A 21,184-nucleotide genomic window follows, 5' to 3' on the forward strand; every position below is an offset into this window, starting at 1 on the left:
CTCCTACAGGATCGAGTCGTTCAAAAATGCAATGAACGACGCAACCCTGTAGGAGCGTGGCTTGCCCGCGAAGAGACTCACGCCGCCCTCAATCAGTACTCGATCCGCACATCGCCCTTCGGCACGCTGCAGCACGACAGGATGTAGCCCTCGGCCACGTCCTCGTCGGTGATCCCGCCGTTGTGCTCCATGTCCACCTCGCCGCCCAGCTTGAGCACCTTGCAGGTCCCGCAGATGCCCATGCCGCAGGCCTTGGGAATCATCAGGCCCAGCTTGGCCGCCGCCGCGTGCACGGTTTCGCCCGGTGCCACGCGAATGCTCTTGCCGGTGGCGGTGAACTCCACCTGGTGCAGGTCGGCCGCATCCACCGGCGGTGCGTCGGCGGCCTGTTCGGCCTGCTCCACCGCATCGGCCCGGGCTTCCGGTGGCGTCGCGCCAAAGGATTCCTCATGGTAGCGGCTCATGTCGAAGCCCGCCGCCTCCAGCAGACGCTTCACCGCGTTCATGTACGGTGTCGGGCCGCAGCAGAACACTTCGCGCTCGAGGAAGTCCGGCGCCATCAGTTCCAGCATCTTGTGGTTCAGGTAGCCGCGATAGCCGGCCCACGGCTCGCCCAGGCCGTGTTTTTCACAGATCAGGTGCAGGCTGAAGTTGTCGATCCGCGACGCCATGTGTTCCAGCTCGCGGTGATAGATGATGTCCTTGGGCGACCGGGCGCTATGGATGAACACCATGTCGACGTTGCCGTTGGTATCGTAGAACCAGCGGGCCATGGACATCACCGGCGTGATGCCGACGCCACCGCTGAGGTACAGCACCTTGGGGCTGGGGAAGTCGATGGCGTTGAACAGGCCCACCGGACCGTGCACCGCCAGCTCCTGGCCCTCGTGCAGGGTGTCGTGCAACCAGTTGGACACCTTGCCGCCCGGCACCCGCTTGATGGTCACCGAGAAGCTGTAGGGCACCGACGGCGAACTGGAAATGGTGTAGGAGCGCATGATCTGCTGCCCCTCGATTTCCAGTTCCAGGGTGACGAACTGCCCCGGCTTGAAAAAGAACATGATCGGCTGATCGGCCATGAAGCAGAAGGTGCGCACATCCCAGGTTTCCTGGATGACCTTCACACAGCGCACGATATGCCGACCATTGGCCCAGGTCTGGGTCGTTACCGGATTCAGGAAGTTGTTCGACATGTTGTTCTCCACCGCTGACTGTCAGCTCTTATGGTGGCGATTCTGCGCAAGGCCCAAGCGCCCCGTTTACCTATTCGCGACATTGGCATGCTTATCGCGACCAGCCCCTAACGACGGGTGCTTGCGCGTCGGGAACGGATTCGGCCGTGTCGCCCATGGATAAGGTCCTGGTCGCTGCCAGCCCCACACTCCGTCGCAAATGATCCGCTGTATTTCTGTCTTGCGTCGCAACCGTGTGGTCCGAACCTGCTGCATCGACCACTTAGCCAATATTCGTCGGCCACACCGCATGGCCATGAGGACCTGAACGATGGACAACACCACCACCCTGAGCCTGGGCGACCCACTGGAGCCCGCACGCAAGGCCACCGCACAGATGCTGCAGGAACGTGAGCGGACCTTCTCCCTGCCACAACCGTTCTATTCGGATGACCGCCTGTTCGAAATCGACATGCAGGAGATCTTCCACAAGGAATGGCTGATCGCCGGCATGACCAGCGAGATCCCGACCAAGGGCAACTACCTGACGCTGCAGATCGGCAAGAACCCGATCATCGTCATCCGCGGCGCCGACGGCGTGGTCCACGCCTTCCACAACGTCTGCCGGCACCGCGGCTCGCGCCTGTGCACCGGCGAAAAGGGCAAGGTCGCCAAGCTGGTCTGCCCCTACCACCAGTGGACCTACGAACTCGATGGCCGCCTGCTGTTCGCCGGCACCGAGATGGGTGCCGACTTCGACATGAAGCAGTACGGCCTCAAGCCGGTCAACGTGAAGACCGCCGGCGGCTACATCTTCATCAGCCTGGCCGAGAACCCGCCACCGATCGACGAGTTCCTCAGCACCCTGAGCCACTACATGGAACCCTACGACATGGAGAACACCAAGGTGGCGGTGCAGACCACCTTGATGGAAAAGGCCAACTGGAAGCTGGTGATCGAAAACAACCGTGAGTGCTACCACTGCAACGGCTCCCACCCGGAACTGCTGAAAACCCTGCTGGAATGGGACGACGTCACCGACCCGCGTGCCGACCAGGCGTTCAAGGACCACGTGGCCGCCTCCGCCGCCGCCTGGGAAGCCGAGAAGATCCCCTATGCCCACGCCAGCTTCGGCCTGCGCAACCGTATCGTGCGCATGCCGCTGCTCAAGGGCACCGTATCGATGACCATGGACGGCCAGCAGGGCTGCAAGAAACTGATGGGCCGGATCAAGAACCCGGACCTGGGCTCGATGCGCATCCTGCACCTGCCGCACTCGTGGAACCACTGCATGGGCGACCACATCATCGTGTTCACCGTGTGGCCGATCAGCGCCCAGGAAACCATGGTCACCACCAAGTGGCTGGTGCACAAGGACGCGGTCGAGGGTGTCGACTATGACGTGGCGCGCATGCGTCAGGTCTGGGATGCCACCAACGACCAGGACCGTCGCCTGGCCGAGGAAAACCAGCGCGGCATCAACTCCGTGGCCTACCAGCCCGGCCCGTACTCGAAGACCTACGAGTTCGGCGTGGTCAACTTCATCGACTGGTACAGCGAGCGCATGCTGAGCAACCTGGGGGCAGAGCCTGCACCATACCTCAAGGGCGTGCCGGTTAACGGCTAAGGGCAAAAGCTTCGCGGGCAAGCCCGGCTCCTACAGTACTCCATCGTTCACCTCATTGGTGTACGACACCAGACTGTAGGAGCCGGGCTTGCCCGCGAAAGCGCCAGACCGGCCTACCCCGCCCACGACAACACCACAGGACTTGCTGGCCCTAGTGATGATCGTTCCCACGCTCTGCGTGGGAATGCCTCTCTGGACGCTCGGCGTCCGCTCTTGTGACGCAGAGCGTCACGGGCGGCGCTCCCACGCAGAGCGTGGGAACGATCAATAACCCCCGCTCCTGCCAAACCCTACCCGTTCGACGTCCAGCGCACCGAACCATCCTCGCCGATGAACTCCTCGATGATGTTCGCGCCACTCAGCCGCACCCGCGCAAACCCATTGAGCACCCGCTCCGGATAATCCGGGTCACCGGCATTGCGCGTCTCGGAGAACAACACCCGCTTGTTGCCATCCAGCTCGCTGGTCACGCCATAGGGGATGGCCCCGTGCCCGGCGCAACGCGCCTTCAACCCGTTCAATTCGGCATAGACGATGCCGTTGTGCAGGTGGCCCCAATACCAGTAGTCCGGCACCCGCCCCAGGGCATCGCAAACCTGTTTGTACAGGCCGTTCGGGTTGTGCCCGGTGATATCGAAGCCCTGGTGGTGACTGAGCACCAGCAACCGGTCGCGCTTGGGCAAGGTCTTCATCCAGTCGATCTGCTGCGGGTTCAGGGTGCCGTCCATGTACAGGTTCAGCGGCTTGGAGGCATAGGCCGAATCCAGCCCGACGATCAGCCAGTCATCGTTGTACAGGGCGAAATAGCTGGTGCCCTGCTGCACCGGGAAGCGCGCATTGAGCTCGGCGAAATAGCCGTGGGCACCGCTGTACATTTCGTGGTTGGAGTTGAGCGTGAAGGCGCCGTGCTTGCCCATCGGCCAGCCGGCCATGTCGACATCCTCCTCGGAGCCGGTACCGGCGTAGTAGACGTCGCCCAGGTGAATGGTGAAATCGGCCTGGACCCGACTCATCTGGTTGGCCACGCTGACCGCCGGCGCATGGCTGTCGAACGGCCCCGTGCCCCAGTCGCCGGCAATCGCCAGGCTGACCTCGTTGTCGATCATCATCACCATCGGCGTGGTGGCGAACGTGGCGTGATGGCGCAGGTTCTCGATCCACTTGATCAGCGCCTCGCTCCACAGCAGGTCCAGCAGTTCCCACTTGCGACAACCGAGCAGCGTGCCGTCCTTGAGTACCCGGGTCGGCAACTCCGCCTCCGAGGTCGGCAGCGCCTGGGCATGGCCCAGGTGCAGGATCGACAGGCCATGGGCCAGTTCCCAGGGTACCGCCGGCTCGTCGCTCGGCAGGTCGCCGTGCGCCAGCACGTAATGGGCCTGGTCATGCCCGCGTTGCAGCAGTTGCTGGATCGCCTGGAATTCCTCCGGCTCGATATCGCTGATCAGTTTCTTCCACGACAACTCCAGCCGGGCCTTCAAACCGCTGAGCCGGATCTGGATCTTCGCCAGCTCATGTTCCAGATGGTGCAGGTTCATGGCGCTCTCCCTACAAGGTTTTCATGAACTCGATCAGCGCCCATTTCTCGGCGTCGGTCAGTTGGGTGCCATACAGGTGACCACCGTTGTGGTTGCCTTCCAGGCGGGTGTCGTACTTGAAGTAGGTCGGTGCCTGTACCTGCGGCCCGCTGGTGACGAAGCCGACCTTGACCGGGTCGTACACATCCGAGCCGGTGCTGAAGGTCACCGGACGCTTGTCCGGGGTCTGCAGCAGGTCCCACAGGCTCGGTACCGAGCCGTTGTGCAGGTACGGCGCACGCATCCAGATGCCATCGGTGGGGGTGTTGCTGTAGCTCTGGGTCTTGCGGTAGGCGCCGAAGTCGAACGGCGGCTTCTTGAAGCCGTGGAACGCCTGCACCAGGCCGGTGGTGAAGGAGTTCAGGCGATGCGGGTCGGTGCCCAGGGTGTCGATGGGAACGGTGACCTGGCCGGTGTCGGCCTTGCCGAACTCATGGCAACCGGCACAGTTGCTGGCCCACAGCGGCTTGCCCTGGGCGACCCGCGCCTGATCCAGGGCGAACGGCCAGGCCGGCGGCCGGGTGCCGAGCAGCCAGTTGGTGACCCGATTGAAACTCTCCGGCAGCACCGACTGCGGCGTCGCGCCCACGGCCATGGCCGCCGCGTAGTTGCGTTCGTGGATATTGTTGTTATTGCCGTCCCAATGCAGGTACAGCGACTCGCGCGGTTTCTGGTTCCAGATCTGCGGCAGGTCGACGGTGCCGATGGTCGAGTCGTCCGGGAAGCCGAACACCACCATCTTGGTCGGGTTGAACGTGTCGGTTCGCCCAGGGCCCTGGGCCGGCCGCAGTTTCTGCCAGGCATAGCCCTGCTTCTGCTTGAGCAGCGCGCTCTTGGCCATCGGGATGATCAGATAGCGGTTGTACAGCTTCTCGAAGAAGCCCAGCTGGAACTTTGCGTTGATCGCCGTCATCACCGCGTCGGCGGTGAATTTCGGATCGCTGGCGCAGTCGTAGGCGAACCACTGGAAGGCCTGCAGTTGCAGGGTATTGGCCGGTGCCGTGGCCAGTGGCCGGGCGACGTCGTCGGCCGCGGCGCGATAGGAACCGGTGTGGCACAGGGCGCAGTTGGGCTCCACGGTCGGGTAGCCGATCTGCCGCTTGGCCATGCCGATCGGCAGGTCGCGGCCGTTCTCGTAGAGAAAGCCGAACGACTCCCAACCCCCACCCGGCCTGGGCATTTTCTCCGGGCACATCTGTGGCAGCACGGAGAACAGATAGTAGGGAATCCGTGCCTCGATCCCCAGGCCAATAGCGGCGTACTTGAAATGGTCCTCGTCGGCGGCGAACTTCTCCTCGGGCACCACCCGCAGCATGTTGTACCAGGTCTGGTAGCCAATGAAGCCCAGCACCAGCAGGGTGACCAGCAGGCCGACCCGGAAGCTGTGGCGTTGCCAGCGCACCGCCCAGCCGTGGCACCAGGCATGCCAGCCATCGACCAGCAGGGCCCAGGGCCGGGTGGCCGGCGGGCTGCCCAGGTAAAGGGTGATGCCCAGCAGCAGGAACATGCTCAGGTCGCCATAGAGCATCGGCACGAACACCGACGGCGTGGTGCTGGTCTGGATCAGGTAGATCCAGAACGCCACGGCGATCAGCCGGCTCAGTACGCAGAGCCAGGAGTTGATCGGAAAGCGCCGGGCGTTGAAACCCGAAGGCATGTAGAACAGGCTGATGCCCACCAGCAGCATGCCGGCGTTTTCCAGCCAGGGGTCCGACAGCACCGGTGGCAGGCCGACCACCGAGGTCAGCAGCGCCGGAGCGAAAAGGGCCGGCAGTGCGAACACCATGTTCATCACAATGCCGAGCCAGATGAAGCGTTGATACCAGCGGATGTAGTTATCCATGTCACCCTCTATCTGCAAATCCATGCCTATCGGGCCACCGCTGCCCCCCTGTAGGAGCCGGGCTTGCCCGCGAAGCTTTTAACGATCTCAAGGGCCATTTCGCGGGCAAGCCCTGCTCCTACAGGTTCGATGGCATATTCAGAACGGGCAGATCAGCCCAGCGCGGTCTTCTCCAGGTGCGCCAGGATCAGCGGATACACATCGACCACCGCGTTCTTGCCGAAGATGCAGTCGATATGGCCGTAACCGGGCACCACATGCCGGCTGTACAGCTCCGGACCATGCATCTGCACCAGCCGCTCGTAGGTCTTCTCGGTGCTTTGCGGCAGGTAGCACTGGTTGTCCGCACCGCTGATGAAGCAGATCGGCAGATCCAGGCGGTCGAAATGCGGCATGTAGACGTCGTGGCCCTTGAAGTCCACCAGGTGGCCCTTGCGGCAGATCAGCGCCAGGTGCTCGAAGGTCTCGATGTTCGACTCGCCGAACAGCTCATGCAGGTTGTCGTGCAGGGTCTCGTTGAGGGTGTCGTGCCGGTACAGCGAGGCATACATGAAGGTGATCCGGTGACAGACCGGGTTGGTGCAGTAGCCCTGGGCCTCGATCCGCGCATAGACGTTGAGGGCCTTGTCGTAGAGCTTGTTGAACCAGCTTTCCTTGCTGTCGGCATAGGCGGTCAGCGACTTGATGCCCACCGTATCCAGTACCCCCGGCAGGTGCAGGCCGGCCTTGATCCCGGTGGCCGTGGCCACCACCGTGTCGGCGGCGATCTGCGAGCAGACCACCGAACGTACATGTTCCAGCCCCGCCAGCAGCGCCATGAAGAACGTCGTGGCGCCGTAGCAGTGCACCACGCACTGCACGTCCGCCGCGCCGGTGGCCTGGCGGATCTGCGCGATGGCGGCCTTGAAGTCGTACTGGGCGATCTGGTCGCCGTTGCATTCCTGCTTGCTCGCCGGCAGCAGGATGCTGACGCGAAAGTCCAGCAGCCAGACGTCATAGTCGTGCTTGCACAGGTACTCCAGCAGGTTGGTCTGGATGGTGTCGGTGGAGAAGATGTTCGAACCCACGCCGAGGCCGTGCACCAGCATCACCGGGCCCTTGCTGCCGGCCTGGTAGCGGGTCAGGCGCAGTTGCACGCGATCCTCGGTCTCGAAGAAATGCACCGTGGGCACCGGCGCATCCAGCGGCCGCTTGTGCCGCGGTGGCGCATCCGGGTTGAAGTAGATATCGCCGGCGAAGACCCCGCCGTAGCTTTCCCAGAGAATCCCGGCGAAGAACTTGCCGAAGCGCGCCAGGGCCTCGATGCGCTCGCGCTCGTTGCGCGCGTTGAGCACCTTCATGGTGGTCATCTGCTTGGCGAAGTCAGCCGGCTTGATGTGCATGACCCCGGAGCCGATCACCGCGCCGGTCTTGTCCGGGCCCTGGTAGAGGGTGACGTAGAGGGTGCTGGTGTCCGGCCAGATATTGAGCAGGCCATGGTCCTCGGGGACGGTCTTGAAGGCACTGAAGTAGTAGTCGCGGCCGTCCTCGGCGGTCAGCTTCATGTCGTAGTTCATGTGCCGTACGCCGACCTGCTGCTCATATTGCTCGAACAGGTTGAACACACCGTTGCTGGCGGTCAGCGGGTACGGTGACAGCGCCGGGGCATCGAGGGTACCGACCAGGGTGGCGGCGTGCTGGGGCTCCCTGATCATCCGGTCGAGGTCGTTCGCGGTGATGGTCAGGGTGAACTCGATGGGCGAGTTCTGCGCCTCGCCGCGTTTCGCCGCCGCTTCGTAAACCTTGAGGTCGGTGCCCTGGGGCTGGGTGAAATCCCTGGAGAAGTAGCCCTTCATGGTCTCGGTGAACTGCACACCGAGGGTCGGCGGCGCCACCGGCTTGCGCGGAGCCGAGGGCAGGCTGTAGTCGATGACCCAGCCGCGGTCGGCCGCCAGCAGGCTCATGTTGCGTTCGCTGACCGCGGAAATGGTCAACAGCGGATTGACCGCCAGGGAGGTCGGGATCACCGCGCCGTCGGCCACGTACAACCCCGGGTACACCTCGCTGCCACTGACGCCGCTGAACACCTGGCCCTTGTGGTTGACCACCCCCTGCCCGGCATCCTCGCCCATCACGCAACCGCCCAGGGGGTGCACCGAGACGATGCTGTGCCGCAGCAGCTTGGTCCAGATCGGGTTCGGCACCCAGACCCCGCCCAGGGCCTTGGTCGACTGGTGCAGGCGTTCGTTACCCAGCTTGAAGTTCTCCTGCTCGCCGACACCCGGCCAGTCGATGCGCAACTGGTCCTTGTCATCGAGCACCATGCGCCCCTTGCCGTCGTCATGGCTCATGATCAGGTAGGTCTGCATGTTGTGCAGCGCGCCATGGTACGGGCCACGCAGGAAACTCTCGGCCTCGCGGGCCTTGTAGTGCAGTTCGGCGCTGACACCCTTCTCGGTCGCCTCGCCGATCAGCTCGGCGAAACCGGCCATCGCCGGCACCATCGGCCGCCCCAGCGCCCCCGGGATCGAGCCTTCCTCGATCACCATGTGGCTGCGCCAGTCGCCCTCGTTGCGCATGTCGATGATCGAGGTGATGCAGGGGCCGACCGGCTGCAGGTCCTTGGCCGAATGGCTGCCGAAGCCGATGCCGTTGATGGTCTGCCCGCAGTTGTGGCCGAACCCGAGGATGTCGCCGTTGCCGCTCATGTTCTCGCCGAGCTGGTTGGACAACGACAGGCCCTTGTTGCGCGAACGCAGCAGGATCTCCGTGGAGCCCAGGGTGCCGGCGGACAGCACGACGATATCGGCCTTGACGAACAGGGTCGGTGCAGAGAATTTCTCGCGACCGCTGTCCAGGTACTGGAAGTGCACGATCCAGCCATCGCCGTCGCGCTCCAGGTGACGTACCTCGGCCTGGCAGAAAATCTCCGCGCCATGGTTCCAGGCGTCCGGCAGGTAATTCATCAGGGTGGTGTTCTTGGCCTTGTTGTTACAGCCCGAGACGCAGTCGCCACAGTGGTTGCACGGCAGTTGCTCGACACCGACGTGGTTGAGGTTGCCGGGCAACGGGTCGAAGGTCACGTTGATCGGCGGCGTATAGAAATGCGTTTTCTCCTGCAGGTAGTCCGCCGACTTGCGATTGGCTTCCAGCTTGTCCAGGGACGGGGCGGAGGCCGGGTAGGGGTTGGGCTTGAGCATCTCGCGCGCCAGCTCATAGCCTTTGGCGAGCAGCGTGTCGCGGTGCTCGCGCACCGCCTGGGGCCAGCGCGGATCCTCGAAGACCCCCGGCTCCGGTTCCAGGGACACGTTGGCGTTGATCAGCGACGTGCCGCCCAGGCCACAGCCGACCACCACGTTCTGCTGGGCGTTGACATGCAGGTCGTACAGCCCGGTGCGCGAACCGATATGCCCGTCCGGGTCATGTACCTGCAATTCCTCGGTCGCCGCGATCATGGTGTTGGGGTACTCGCCCGGGCGGATTTCCCGCCCCCGCTCAAGCAGGCACACGCGCTGGCCGGCGCGGGACAGGCGCGACGCGGCGATGCCGCCGCCGTAGCCGGAGCCGATCACAATGACGTCGTAACGCTCCTTGATGGCACTGATGGGTGTGGAAATCCGGGTCATGGTCGTTTCCTCTCAGGGTCCGGGCCGGGCCACTCTGCGGTGGTCGCAACCGGGACAGACGGTGATGCAACGAACAAACGCGCACACGGGCTCGGCGTGTGAACGGCTGATGACGGCAGGCCGGGGCGACGCTATAGGCGCGCGCGCTGATTGATCGCGTGGCGATGGATACGTCGGGGAATCAGGGCGCTGGTGCGGGCCGCGGCGCTGCTGGCGGAGAGCGGCGACGGGCGGGAGTGAGATTGGCGACCCATCGAGCGTTCTCCCTGAACCTGGAATGGATACGAGTAAGGCTGTGTCCTTGTGCCATTAGTGAAGACTTTCACCGGAGGGGTGTCAACGACCCCCCTTAGAACTGTATGAAATTTGATCTATAGCGTTGAATGCTATGAAAACCGGGGCCTGCGGCGCTTGGCGAACAACTTATCCACAGAGCGACCCACAGCAAATGTGGGAAACTGCCGATTTCCATCGCCCCGCTCGCGGGTGAATGTGAATGAAATCCGTGACTTATCCGGAAAGGGCGACTTCACGGAGCATTGATCGTTTTTTGACCAAACCCCTGTAAGCCTCATATTCCGGTGGCTGTAGCCGATCGCAAACATCTTATCCACAGAAAGGCCAACAGACTTTGTGCGCAACTCACGAAGAGCGTCAAGCGATTGTGGAAAACCGCTGAAAACCACGAAAAACAAAGCGTCCAGCGGTCTGGGCCGAAGAAAATCGCCATATCGATCATTTTTTGAACAAACCCGTGAACGCCTTGTAAAACAAGGGCTACATCAGATAGCGAACAACTTATCCACAAAAGCGCCAACAGACTTTGTTGAAAAAACCCAAGTTCACGCCAACCCCCAGCGCCCCTTATCCACATGAAAAAGCCAAGGAAAACCGCTGGTTATGCTGGTCATTTTTCGTACGACCGGCTGCAGACGTTGATTTCAGCTGGCTGCAGCGATGCGCGAACACGTTATCCACAGATCGGCCAACAGCCTCTGTGGACACTTGTGCAAATCTTCCTGCAAGGAGGTCTGAATGGCGCTACCGGACCTTGAGCTACACTCCTTGGCACAGCGCGCCTTGTTCTTGCAGTAAAGGTGTCTTGGCCTGATGCATTGACTCGAGGATATCCGGCATGGTGCGATCCCCATGTGGCCGCTTGCGCTATTTTCCGTAGCGCCCTGTCGCCTGCCTGGCGCCGGTTTGACCCTGATCGAGCTGCTGGCAACCCTGGCGACGGTGACCTCTGCGCTGGGCCGCGATCGCAGGGCCGGTGGGGACCTCGTGTATGGCGTCCGAAGCCGTGCGCAGGGCCTGAGCATGCACCCGCCACTCGCCGCTCTGCTCGCCCTGGCGGCCCTGTTCAACGTGAGCAGTGGCTTGGCCAACTGCTTCCAGGACGCCGGTGAGCGCTATCGCATCGATCCGCTGCTGCTCTACGCCATCGCCCAGGTCGAGTCGGGGCTAAATCCCCGGGCGCGCCACGACAACCGGGATGGCAGCCGGGACATCGGCCTGATGCAGATCAACAGCCGCCACCTGCCGGCCCTCGCCGCCTTCGGCATCGCCGAGCGCAACCTGCAGGAAGAGCCCTGTACCAGCGTGATGGCCGGAGCCTGGATTCTCGCCCGCTTCGTCCAGCGACTGGGCTACGGCTGGCAGGCGGTGGGCGCCTACAACGCCGGCACCGCCAGCGAACGCGATGCCCGCCGCGAACGGTATGCGCAACAGGTGTGGGCGTACTACGCCAAGCTGCTGGAGCGGCGTCGGGCCGGCGCCCTGCGCAGCGGAACCCGGCCATGAGACAGTCCGATGCGCGGGTCCTCAGCCATGGCCAGTTGCGCCACCTGCGGCTGCAGGCGGCCGACCTCGAGTGCGGTCAGCGCACTACGCCTTCCTCGATCAGCAACTTGAGGATCGCCTCGGCTCCCGCTTCGGCACTGACGCCCTTGAGCACCTGCCCGCCGCCGCCACTGGCCTTGGCCGTGGCCGCCTTCATCCGGTCGGCACCGCTCTTCGCCTTGATCACCTTCAACCGCTTGGGCCGTGGCTTGGCCGGCTGCAGTTGGGCACTGGTGAACAACTCGTCCTCCAGCACCTCCACTTCCTCGGCCTGCAGCACCCCGCGCTGCGCCGGGCCATAGGCGCTCTGCCGTGGCTTGGGCGCGGCGTTATCCACCGTGGCGAGAAACGGCAAACGCACCTTCAGCCGCCGCCGCTGACCGCGGGGCAAGGCCTGCAGTACCTGGGCCACGCCAGCCGTGATCGACTCGACCTCGGCCAAACCCACTACCAGCGGCCAACCGAGGTTTTCCGCCAGCAGGAACGGCAACATCCCCGAGCCCTCGCCGGTTTCCGCCTGGCTGCCGGTGAGCACCAGCTGGGCACCGACGTCGCGCAGGTAATCGGTCAGTACCGGCAGCGCATCGGCGCCGGCCGGCTGCTCGAGCACCCGCATCTCCGACAGGCCCATGCCCAGGTAGGCACGCAGGGCCGGCTCGGCGACATCGCCGGCATGCACCACCTGCAAGTTATCCCCAGCCAGTTGCAGGCCCAACTCCACCGCCCGGGCATCCTGCTCGGCGCGACGGGCGCGGCCGGAGGTCGGGTGGGCGCCAATCGATACCAGGCTGATGACATTCGTGTTCATGAACTTACCCCCACCTTAGGCCGCATCGCGCTTGGCGCCATTGCGATATGCCGTCACCGCGGCGATCAGCGCGCGGCAGATCTCGTTGCTGTCGCCGATCACCGACAGGTCGGCGCGCTTGATCATGTCGCAGCCCGGATCGAGGTTGATAGCCACCACCTTGTCGCAGGCACCGATGCCCTGCAGGTGCTGGATTGCCCCGGAAATGCCCACGGCGACATAGACCCGCGCGGTCACCCAGGTACCACTGGCCCCGACCTGCCGATCGCGGGTCATGAAACCATCGTCCACCGCCACCCGCGAAGCGCCTTCGGTGGCGCCCAGCGCCGCCGCCGTCTCGTGGAACAGCGGCCAGTCCTGGACGCCGTTGCCGCCGGAGAAAATGAACTCGGCCTCGGCCATGGGAATCGCCGCCGGGTCCACGGCCACTGCGCCGAGATCCTCGATGCGCGGCAGGCTGCGGGCGATGCCTGTGGACAACTCCACGGGCAAGGCTTCATGACGGGTTTCGCTGACCGGTTCGGCACACTCGGCCGCGGCCAGGATCACCCGGGCCAGCGGTCGTGCCAGGTCCTGCAGGCCGGCACCGGCGCGGCCGATGCACTCGCCGTCCTTGACCTGCCAGACCCGTGTGGCCGGGCGTTCGCCCAGACTGGCGGCGAAACGCCGGCCCAGTTCGCCACCACCGCTGCGGCTGTCCGGCAGCAGCCAGTGGCGAGGATCGAACTGGTTATCCACAGCCCGCAGGCCCTGGACCCGTTGCTCCGGTGAATAACCGTTGAACTCGTCACCCTCGAGCACCAGCAGGCGATCGACACCGGCGGTCGCGAAGGTGCTTTCCTTGTGTTCGCCGAAGACCACGGCCAACACCGCGCCGTCCTTGCCGGCCAATTGATGGGCCAGGCCGAGCAGGTCGCGGTCGTGGCTGCTCAGGCGGCCGCCGACCATGTCCGGCACCACGCAGATGTGGAACGCCGGCTGGGCCACCTGGTGCAGCGGCAGTTGCACCTCGACGCTGGCCGAACGCTTGGTGGTGCCGCCCTGCTGGGCGCCACTGCGGTCGATGCGCTTGATGCCGTTGGGGCCGATGAAACCGACGCCATGGGGGTTCTTGCGGATGACCCCGTTGGGGCCCATCCAGCTGTGTTGCACCGGCTGCATCGCCGCATGCAGCGGATGCAGGCGGTTGCGGGCGATGCGCTCGGCGCGCGGGTCGCGACGGATAATATCGCTCATCAGTGCACCTCCGCGGGTTCACGCTTGGGCGCCGGCTTGCTCGGCTGTGCCTCTTCGAGCAGGGCATCAGCCACCAGCTCGGCCAGGTCCTTGATCATCGGGCGCGGTTCGACCACCCCTTCGAGCATCGCCGTGCATTGTGGGCACCCCACGGCCACCAGCTCGGCGCCGGTCTCGCGGATATCTTCCATGCGCATGTCGGGAATCCGCTGCTTGCCCGGAATGTCGGTGATCGGCGCACCGCCACCGCCGCCGCAGCAGCGGGAACGGAAACCGGAACGCTGCATCTCCCTGACCTCGATCCCGAGGGCCCGCAGCACCTCGCGCGGCGCCTCGTATTCGCCGTTGTAGCGGCCCAGGTAGCACGGGTCGTGATAGGTCACGCTGTTGCCCTTGTGCTGGCCGATGTTCAGGGCACCGGCCCCGATCAGCTCGGCCATGTAGGTGCTGTGGTGCTGCACCCGGTAGTTGCCGCCAAAGGCACCGTACTCGTTCTTCAGCACGTGGAAGCTGTGCGGGTCGCAGGTGACGATGCGCTTGAAGCTGTACTGGGCCAGGGTCTGGATATTGCGCTTGGCGAGCAGCTGGAAGGTCGCCTCGTCGCCCAGGCGACGGGCCACGTCGCCGCTGTCGCGCTCTTCCAGGCCGAGGACCGCGAAGTCGACCTTGGCCGCCTTCAGCACCTTGACGAAGGCACGCAGGGTGCGCTGGTTGCGCATGTCGAAGGCACCGTCGCCGACCCAGAACAGCACGTCGGTGCTCTTCTTCTCGCCGAGCACGGCGAGGTTCAGGTCGGCCGCCCAGTTCAGGCGACCGCCGGGGGCGAAACCGCCAGGGTTGTCGGTGGCGATCAGGTTTTCCAGGACCTCGGCGCCCTTGTTCGGCGTCGCGCCCTTTTCCAGGGTCAGGTGCCGGCGCATGTCGACGATGGCATCGACGTGCTCGATCATCATCGGGCATTCCTCGACACAGGCACGGCAGGTGGTGCAGGACCACAGGGTCTCGGCATCCACCAGGCCGTTGACGATCGGCTGGTGCGGGTTGCCCGCATGTTCACCGATCGGCTTGCCCGGATACGGGCTGCCGGCGAACTGGGCATCGGTGCCGCCGGCGAGGCCGACCACCATGTCCTGAATCAGTTTTTTCGGGTTCAGCGGCTGGCCGGCGGCGAACGCCGGGCAGGCGGCCTCACATTTACCGCACTGCACGCAGGCATCGAAGCCCAGCAGTTGGTTCCAGGTGAAGTCCTTGGGCTTTTCCACACCCAGGGGCGCCTGTGGATCATTCAGGTCCAGCGGCTTGAGGCCGGTGGAGCGGCCGCCGCCGAAGCGTTCGGCGCGGCGGTGCCAGGCCAGGTGCAGGGCACCGGCGAAAGCGTGCTTCATCGGCCCGCCCCAGGTCATGCCGAAGAACAGCTCCGACACGCCCCACAGCACACCGACACCGAGGATCAGCGCCAGCACCCAGCCGCCGAAGTCTTCCGGCAGGATGCCGGCCACCGGCAGGGTGACCAGGAAGAACGAGCCCGAAAACGCCAGCAGGCTTTTCGGCAGGCGCATCCACGGGCCTTTCGACAGCCGCGACGGCGGGTTGCGCCGGCGCCGGTAGACGAAGATCGCCCCGACGAACATCACCGCCGACATCAGCAGCAAGGCGTAGCCGAGAATGCGGTTGTGCAGGCCGAAACCGTGCACCAGCAGCGCCAGGACGATCGACGCCACCGCGCCACCGGCGGTGGCGACGTGGGTATTGGCGATGTATTTGTCCCGCGCTACCACATGGTGCAGATCGACCATGTAGCGCTTGGGCATGGCGAACAGGCCGCCGATCAGATCGACCTTCGACGGTCGGCCGCGGCGCCACATGGCGACCCGCCGCAGCGCGCCGAGGACGGCGAGGCCCAGGGCGGCGAACAACAGGATGGGAAGAAGGGTGTTCAACATGGTGAAGCTCCCAAAGACCTAAGGCCTTGCAAGGGTTAATTGCATGCCAGTGAAGCCATGCACCTACTGGTGGCGAGGAGGGCCCGGTGCCATTCAGTCAGGACCGAACACCATCCCTGTAGGAGCAGGGCTTGCCCGCGAAGCTTTTGGCGACCTCAAGGACGCATTCGCGGGCAAGCCCTGCTCCTACAGGTTACGCGGCGTTTTCGGTATCAAGCCCGCCCCGCACCACAGGTGATGGTGTGATGCCGTCAAAAATCCTTGCACAGACGCAGCGCGTCATAGATCGCCGCATGCGTGTTGCGCTGGGCCACGCAGTCGCCGATACGGAACAGCAGGTAGCCGTCGCCGGACTGGCTCAGGCAAGGCTGCGGCTGGATCGCGAAGAGCGCCTCGACGTCGATCTGGCCCTTGTTGCGCGAACCGTCCTTGAGCCCGTAGTAGAGCGCTTCGTCCGGACGGACGCCGTTCTCCACCACCACCTGGTCGACCACCCGTTCCTCCTTGGCACCGGTGTATTCGTTCTCCAGCACCGCCACCAGCTTGTCGCCCTCGCGGTAGACCTTTTCCAGCATCATGTCGCCGGTCATGATCACTTCCTTGGGGTACATGCTGCGGTAGTAGGTCGGGAACGACGTACCGCCGATCGCCACGCCCGGCTTGATGTCATCGGTGACGATCTCGACCTGGCTGCCCTTGTCGGCGAGGAAGTCGGCCACCGACATGCCGGTGAATTCGCAGATGGTGTCGTAGACCAGCACGTTCTTGCCCGGCGCGACCTTGCCGTCGAGCACGTCCCAACTGCTGACCACCAGCCCTTCGGCGGCACCCCAGTGTTCGTTCTGCTCCAGGTTCGGATGCCCGCCGACGGCCAGCACGACGATGTCCGGACGCAGGTCGAGGATGGTCGCGATGTCGGCGGCGGTACCCAGGCGCAGGTCGACCTTCAGCCGGGCCAGCTCCAGCTGGAACCAGCGGGTGATACCGGCGATCTGGTCACGCTGCGGCGCCTTGGCCGCCGTGGTGATCTGGCCACCGATGCTGTCCTTCTTCTCGAACAGGGTCACGTCGTGGCCCCGTTCGGCCGCCACGCGGGCGGCTTCCATGCCGGCCGGGCCGGCACCGACGATCACCACCTTGCGCTTGGGCCCGGTGGATTTCTCGATGATGTGCGGCACGCCCATGTATTCACGGGAGGTGGCGGCGTTCTGGATGCACAGGACATCCAGGCCCTGGTACTGGCGGTCGATGCAATAGTTGGCACCGACGCACTGCTTGATCTGGTCGACCTGGCCCATCTTGATCTTGGCGATCAGGTGCGGGTCGGCGATGTGCGCGCGAGTCATGCCGACCATGTCCACGTAGCCGCCTTCGAGGATACGGGTGGCCTGGTTCGGGTCCTTGATGTTCTGCGCGTGCAGCACCGGAACCTTGACCACTTCCTTGATACCGGCAGCCAGGTGCAGGAACGGCTCCGGCGGGAAGCTCATGTTCGGGATGACGTTGGCCAGGGTGTTGTGGGTGTCGCACCCCGAGCCGACCACGCCGATGAAATCGAGCATGCCGGTGTCGTCGTAGTACTTGGCGATCTGCTTCATGTCCTCGTGGGACAGGCCGTCCGGGTGGAACTCGTCACCGCAGATACGCATGCCGACGCAGAAATCGTCACCGACTTCCTTGCGCACGGCCTTGAGCACTTCCAGGCCGAACTTCATCCGGCCCTCGAAGCTGCCGCCCCATTCGTCGGTCCGCTTGTTGACCCGCGGGCTCCAGAACTGGTCGATCATGTGCTGGTGCACGGCGGACAGTTCGACGCCGTCCAGGCCGCCTTCCTTCGCACGGCGGGCCGCCTGCGCATAGTTGCCGATCACCCGCCAGATCTCTTCCGGCTCGATGGTCTTGCAGGTGGCGCGGTGCACCGGCTCCCGTACGCCCGAGGGCGACATCAGGGTCGGCCAGTGGTAGCCGTCCCAACGCGAGCGACGACCCATGTGGGTAATCTGGATCATGATCTTGGCGCCATGCTTGTGCATGGCGTCGGCCAGGTTCTGGAAGTGCGGGATGATGCGGTCGGTGGACAGGTTCACCGAGCTCCACCACTGCTGCGGGCTGTCGATGGCGACCACCGACGATCCGCCGCAGATCGCCAGGCCGATGCCGCCCTTGGCCTTTTCCTCGTAGTACTTCACATAGCGGTCGGTGGTCATCCCGCCGTCGGTGGCATACACCTCGGCGTGGGCGGTACTGAGCACGCGGTTGCGGATGGTCAGCTTGCCGATCTGGATCGGCTGGAACATTGCTTCGAAAGCCATGATGCGATCCTCGACTTACAGCGGCTTGACGGTGAACAGGCCATCATCGTGGCCCTCTTCGGAACCGCCATAGACCTGCTCGGCCACGGTGCGGATCTTGCTGCCACGGGCGGCCAGGATCTGGTCCATGGCGCCGGCGAACCAGCCGGTGAACATGTAGTCGACCTTGCGCCCGACCTTGCCGTAGACGTAGACGAACGCCGAGTGCTCGAGCTTGACGCTGGCGGTGCCCTTGTCGAGGTCGATGTCCTGGATCTTGAACAGGCCCCAGCCGCGCTGCGACAGGCGCTTCATGTAGTGTTCGAATACCGCGACGCCTTCCAGGCCGTGGCATTCGGCTTCCTTTTCGCACCAGTGCCAGGCGGACTTGTAGCCGGCCTTGTAGAGAATTTCGGCATAGGCTTCGGCGCCCAGCACTTCTTCGATACCCATGTGGTTGTTGACGAAGAAATGGCGTGGCACGTAGAGCATCGGCAATGCGTCAGAGGTCCAGACACCGGTCTCGCTGTCGACTTCAATGGGCAGTTGCGGGGCGATTTTAGCCATGGGAAACACTCCAGAATTCATTGTTTGCGGCTGGCCGCGTACGCCCTGCGCGACCGGCGCGCAGGGGAAATCAGCAAAAAAGGACGTCGTCGGGGGGTTATTCGCCCCAGACCTCCTTGAGGACGTTGACCCAGTTCTCGCCCATGATCTTGCGCACCACGCGCTCGCTGTGACCGCGCTTGAGCAGGGTCTCGGTGAGGTTGGGGAACTCGCCCACGGTACGGATGCCCAGCGGGTTGATGATCTTGCCGAAGCTGGTCAGGCGGCGGGCGTAGCCCTTGTCGTGGGTCAGGTATTCGAAGAAGTCCTGGCCATGGCCCTGGGTGAAGTCGGTACCGATGCCGATGGCGTCTTCGCCGACGATGTTCATCACGTACTCGATCGCTTCGGCGTAGTCGTCGATGGTCGAATCGATGCCCTTGGCCAGGAACGGCGCGAACATGGTCACACCGACGAAGCCGCCATGGTCGGCGATGAACTTCAGTTCCGCATCGGACTTGTTGCGCGGGTGCTCTTTCAGGCCCGAAGGCAGGCAGTGGGAGTAGGTCACCGGCTTCTTCGATTCGAGGATGACTTCCTCGCTGGTCTTGGAACCGACGTGGGACAGGTCACACATGATGCCGACACGGTTCATCTCGGCGACGATCTCGCGACCGAAGCCCGACAGGCCGCCGTCACGCTCGTAGCAGCCGGTGCCGACCAGGTTCTGGGTGTTGTAGCACATCTGCACGATGCCCACGCCCAGTTGCTTGAAGATCTCCACGTAGCCGATCTGGTCTTCGAACGCATGGGCGTTCTGGAAGCCGAAGAGGATGCCGGTCTTGCCCAGTTCCTTGGCCTTGCGGATGTCGGCGGTGGTCCGTACCGGCATCACCAGGTCGCTGTTCTCGCGGATCAGCTTCTGGCTGGCGGCGATGCTGTTGACGGTAGCCTGGAAGCCCTCCCAGACCGACACGGTGCAGTTGGCGGCGGTCAGCCCGCCCTTGCGCATGTCCTCGAACAGTTCGCGGTTCCATTTGGCAATGATCAGCCCGTCGATAACGATGCTGTCGGCGTGTAACTCGGCTGGGCTCATCAGGCTGTCCCCTTTATTGGCAATTCATGCGCCGAATCGTCTGCCGGCGCTTTGGACCCAGCATATGCCCAGGGCCTGTCGGAGCCGGGTGCAAAAACGACAGGGGAATTGCCGAAAGCGTCAATCCGCGACAAAGGGCGTCAAGACAGTAGGCTCCAGCACTTATCGTTGTACGACTATTCTTTGCATTCGGCATGAGACAGAATTGCCGTTTACCGTTCTCCCATCAGCTTCAGGACGCCGTAATGAAATCGATTTTCCTGGCCTTGGCCCTTGTCAGCGTGGGTGTGCATGCGGCTGAAGACACCGACAACTCGCCGTGCGATGCGGTTGCGGACGACCAGCAGACCCTGGAATGCGCCACCTACAACAAGAACACCGCCGATCAGTTGCTCAAGGACAACTTCCAGGCGCTGCTGGATCGGGTGACGTCGCAATACGCCAGCAAGAAGGCCGAGCAGACCGACATCACCGCCAGGCTGCAAAAGGCCCAGCAGCTCTGGACCCAGTCGCGCGACGCCGACTGCGCCATTGCGCCGCTGCCGGCCAAGGTCGGCAGCAAGCAGTACAACATCGACCTGAACGACTGCCTGGCGAGCAAGAGCGACGAACGCTCGGAGTTTCTCGAATCGCTGCTGCAGGAATGACGCGCATGGGCATCGACAGGTCGGTGCCCGGCCCGGGCTGGCCGTTTGCGGCCGGCGCCTTGACAAGCCCCACGACGAAACTTAACTGATAGGCAACCACTCAAGCCCTGAACCGGCTGTACAGGCGAGTCGACCACGATAATCAGAGGATTTTCGTATGCGCTCACTCTCAGCCATTCCGCTGTATGCCCTGCTCATTTTCGTTGCCATCGTGCTGTTCATCGAGGTCGGCCGGCGGGTCGGCGCCCGACACCTGGCCGCCGACCCCGAGGGCGCGCGCACCGGCATCGGTGCCATCGAGGGCGCGGTGTTCGGCCTGCTGGCGTTGCTGATCGCCTTCACCTTCTCCGGTGCGGCCACGCGCATGGACACCCGGCGCACGCTGATCGTCGAGGAAACCAACGCCATGGGCACCGCCTGGCTGCGCCTGGACCTGCTGCCGCCGGCCAGCCAGCCCGCCCTGCGCCAGGCCTTTCGCGACTATGTGGATGCGCGCATCGCCTACTATCGCGACCTCACCGATATCGACCTGGCCAGCCGCGAGAATGCCCGGGCCAGTGCCTTGCAACAGGAGATCTGGAAGCAGGCGATCGCCGGCCTGCAACAGATGCCGACGCCGACCCTGGGCGTCAGCCTGCTGCAGGCACTCAACGCGATGATCGACATCACCACCACCCGCAGCGTGGCCCTGGAAACCCACCCGCCACTGATCATCTACCTGATGCTGATCGCCCTGACCCAGGTCAGCGCCCTGTTCATCGGCTACGGCATGGCCGGCAGCGCCCGGCACAACTGGTTGCACATCTTCGGCTATGCGCTGGTGATGGTCTGCGTGCTCTACGTGATTCTCGACTTCGAGTTCCCGCGGTTGGGTATCATCCGGGTCGACGACTTCGACAAGATCATGCTGGATTTGCGTAGAAGCATGCATTGACCTCCCCCTGGAAGGCCCCA

General features: G+C 63.9%; 14 protein-coding genes. 4 read left to right on the forward strand and 10 right to left on the reverse strand.

All coding sequences use genetic code 11. From position 1 onward, the window contains the following. Positions 1-92: 92 nt before the first annotated feature. Positions 93-1,193, reverse strand: a complete 1,101-nt coding sequence (gene gbcB / locus ACMGT0_RS29300) for a glycine-betaine demethylase subunit GbcB (protein ID WP_054058080.1) — start codon at positions 1,191-1,193, stop codon at positions 93-95. A 310-nt stretch (positions 1,194-1,503) separates the two neighbouring features. Between gbcB and gbcA the strand changes: the two genes are divergently transcribed. Continuing rightward, positions 1,504-2,799 carry a glycine-betaine demethylase subunit GbcA gene (gene gbcA, locus ACMGT0_RS29305; protein WP_054064613.1) on the forward strand — a complete coding sequence of 432 codons (1,296 nt, stop codon included), beginning with the start codon at positions 1,504-1,506 and terminating at the stop codon, positions 2,797-2,799. A gap of 290 nt (positions 2,800-3,089) precedes the next feature. Here gbcA and ACMGT0_RS29310 read toward each other — a convergent pair whose 3' ends face one another. The 3 genes from ACMGT0_RS29310 to ACMGT0_RS29320 all read right to left on the reverse strand — a co-directional run bounded on the left by ACMGT0_RS29310 (position 3,090) and on the right by ACMGT0_RS29320 (position 9,821). Next, the gene (locus ACMGT0_RS29310; RefSeq protein WP_054058078.1) at positions 3,090-4,334 is read right to left on the reverse strand and encodes a metallophosphoesterase family protein; all 1,245 of its coding nucleotides are present in this window, start codon (positions 4,332-4,334) and stop codon (positions 3,090-3,092) included. Between the two features lie 10 nt (positions 4,335-4,344). After that, the gene (locus ACMGT0_RS29315) at positions 4,345-6,216 is read right to left on the reverse strand and encodes a hypothetical protein (protein WP_416770792.1); all 1,872 of its coding nucleotides are present in this window, start codon (positions 6,214-6,216) and stop codon (positions 4,345-4,347) included. A gap of 152 nt (positions 6,217-6,368) precedes the next feature. Continuing rightward, on the reverse strand, positions 6,369-9,821 hold the full coding sequence (locus tag ACMGT0_RS29320; protein ID WP_054064612.1) for an alpha/beta fold hydrolase: 3,453 nt from the start codon (positions 9,819-9,821) through the stop codon (positions 6,369-6,371). A gap of 1,320 nt (positions 9,822-11,141) precedes the next feature. Between ACMGT0_RS29320 and ACMGT0_RS29325 the strand changes: the two genes are divergently transcribed. After that, positions 11,142-11,624, forward strand: coding sequence for a lytic transglycosylase domain-containing protein (locus ACMGT0_RS29325; RefSeq protein ID WP_054058090.1), 483 nt, complete (start codon positions 11,142-11,144; stop codon positions 11,622-11,624). A gap of 76 nt (positions 11,625-11,700) precedes the next feature. Here the strand turns inward: ACMGT0_RS29325 and ACMGT0_RS29330 are convergent, their stop codons facing one another. The 6 genes from ACMGT0_RS29330 to ACMGT0_RS29355 form a co-directional block, all read right to left on the reverse strand. After that, positions 11,701-12,471, reverse strand: a complete 771-nt coding sequence (locus ACMGT0_RS29330; RefSeq protein ID WP_416770794.1) for an electron transfer flavoprotein subunit beta — start codon at positions 12,469-12,471, stop codon at positions 11,701-11,703. A gap of 15 nt (positions 12,472-12,486) precedes the next feature. Then, the gene (locus ACMGT0_RS29335; protein WP_416770796.1) at positions 12,487-13,707 is read right to left on the reverse strand and encodes an electron transfer flavoprotein subunit alpha/FixB family protein; all 1,221 of its coding nucleotides are present in this window, start codon (positions 13,705-13,707) and stop codon (positions 12,487-12,489) included. After that, positions 13,707-15,650: a dimethylglycine demethylation protein DgcB gene (gene dgcB, locus ACMGT0_RS29340; protein ID WP_054058073.1), complete on the reverse strand. Its 1,944-nt coding sequence runs from the start codon at positions 15,648-15,650 to the stop codon at positions 13,707-13,709. The genes ACMGT0_RS29335 and dgcB overlap by 1 nt, the downstream gene beginning before the upstream one ends. Positions 15,651-15,901: 251 nt before the next feature. After that, a complete protein-coding gene (gene dgcA, locus ACMGT0_RS29345) occupies positions 15,902-17,962 on the reverse strand; it encodes a dimethylglycine demethylation protein DgcA (RefSeq protein WP_054058072.1) in 2,061 nt (686 codons plus the stop codon). A gap of 15 nt (positions 17,963-17,977) precedes the next feature. Continuing rightward, a complete protein-coding gene (locus tag ACMGT0_RS29350; protein WP_003228980.1) occupies positions 17,978-18,508 on the reverse strand; it encodes a DUF5943 domain-containing protein in 531 nt (176 codons plus the stop codon). A 97-nt stretch (positions 18,509-18,605) separates the two neighbouring features. Further along, a complete protein-coding gene (locus tag ACMGT0_RS29355) occupies positions 18,606-19,583 on the reverse strand; it encodes a dipeptidase (protein WP_017903678.1) in 978 nt (325 codons plus the stop codon). Between the two features lie 245 nt (positions 19,584-19,828). Here ACMGT0_RS29355 and ACMGT0_RS29360 point away from each other — a divergent pair, with 245 nt between their 5' ends. Both ACMGT0_RS29360 and ACMGT0_RS29365 read left to right on the forward strand, forming a co-directional pair. Then, positions 19,829-20,230 carry a lysozyme inhibitor LprI family protein gene (locus tag ACMGT0_RS29360; protein WP_054058071.1) on the forward strand — a complete coding sequence of 134 codons (402 nt, stop codon included), beginning with the start codon at positions 19,829-19,831 and terminating at the stop codon, positions 20,228-20,230. A 157-nt stretch (positions 20,231-20,387) separates the two neighbouring features. Next, entirely contained in the window at positions 20,388-21,164 is a 777-nt protein-coding gene (locus ACMGT0_RS29365; protein WP_416770800.1) for a DUF4239 domain-containing protein, read from the forward strand. The last annotated feature ends 20 nt before the right edge of the window (positions 21,165-21,184 follow it).

Source organism: Pseudomonas sp. RHF3.3-3, from assembly GCF_048069595.1.
Classification (GTDB): Bacteria; Pseudomonadota; Gammaproteobacteria; order Pseudomonadales; family Pseudomonadaceae; genus Aquipseudomonas; species Aquipseudomonas fuscovaginae_B.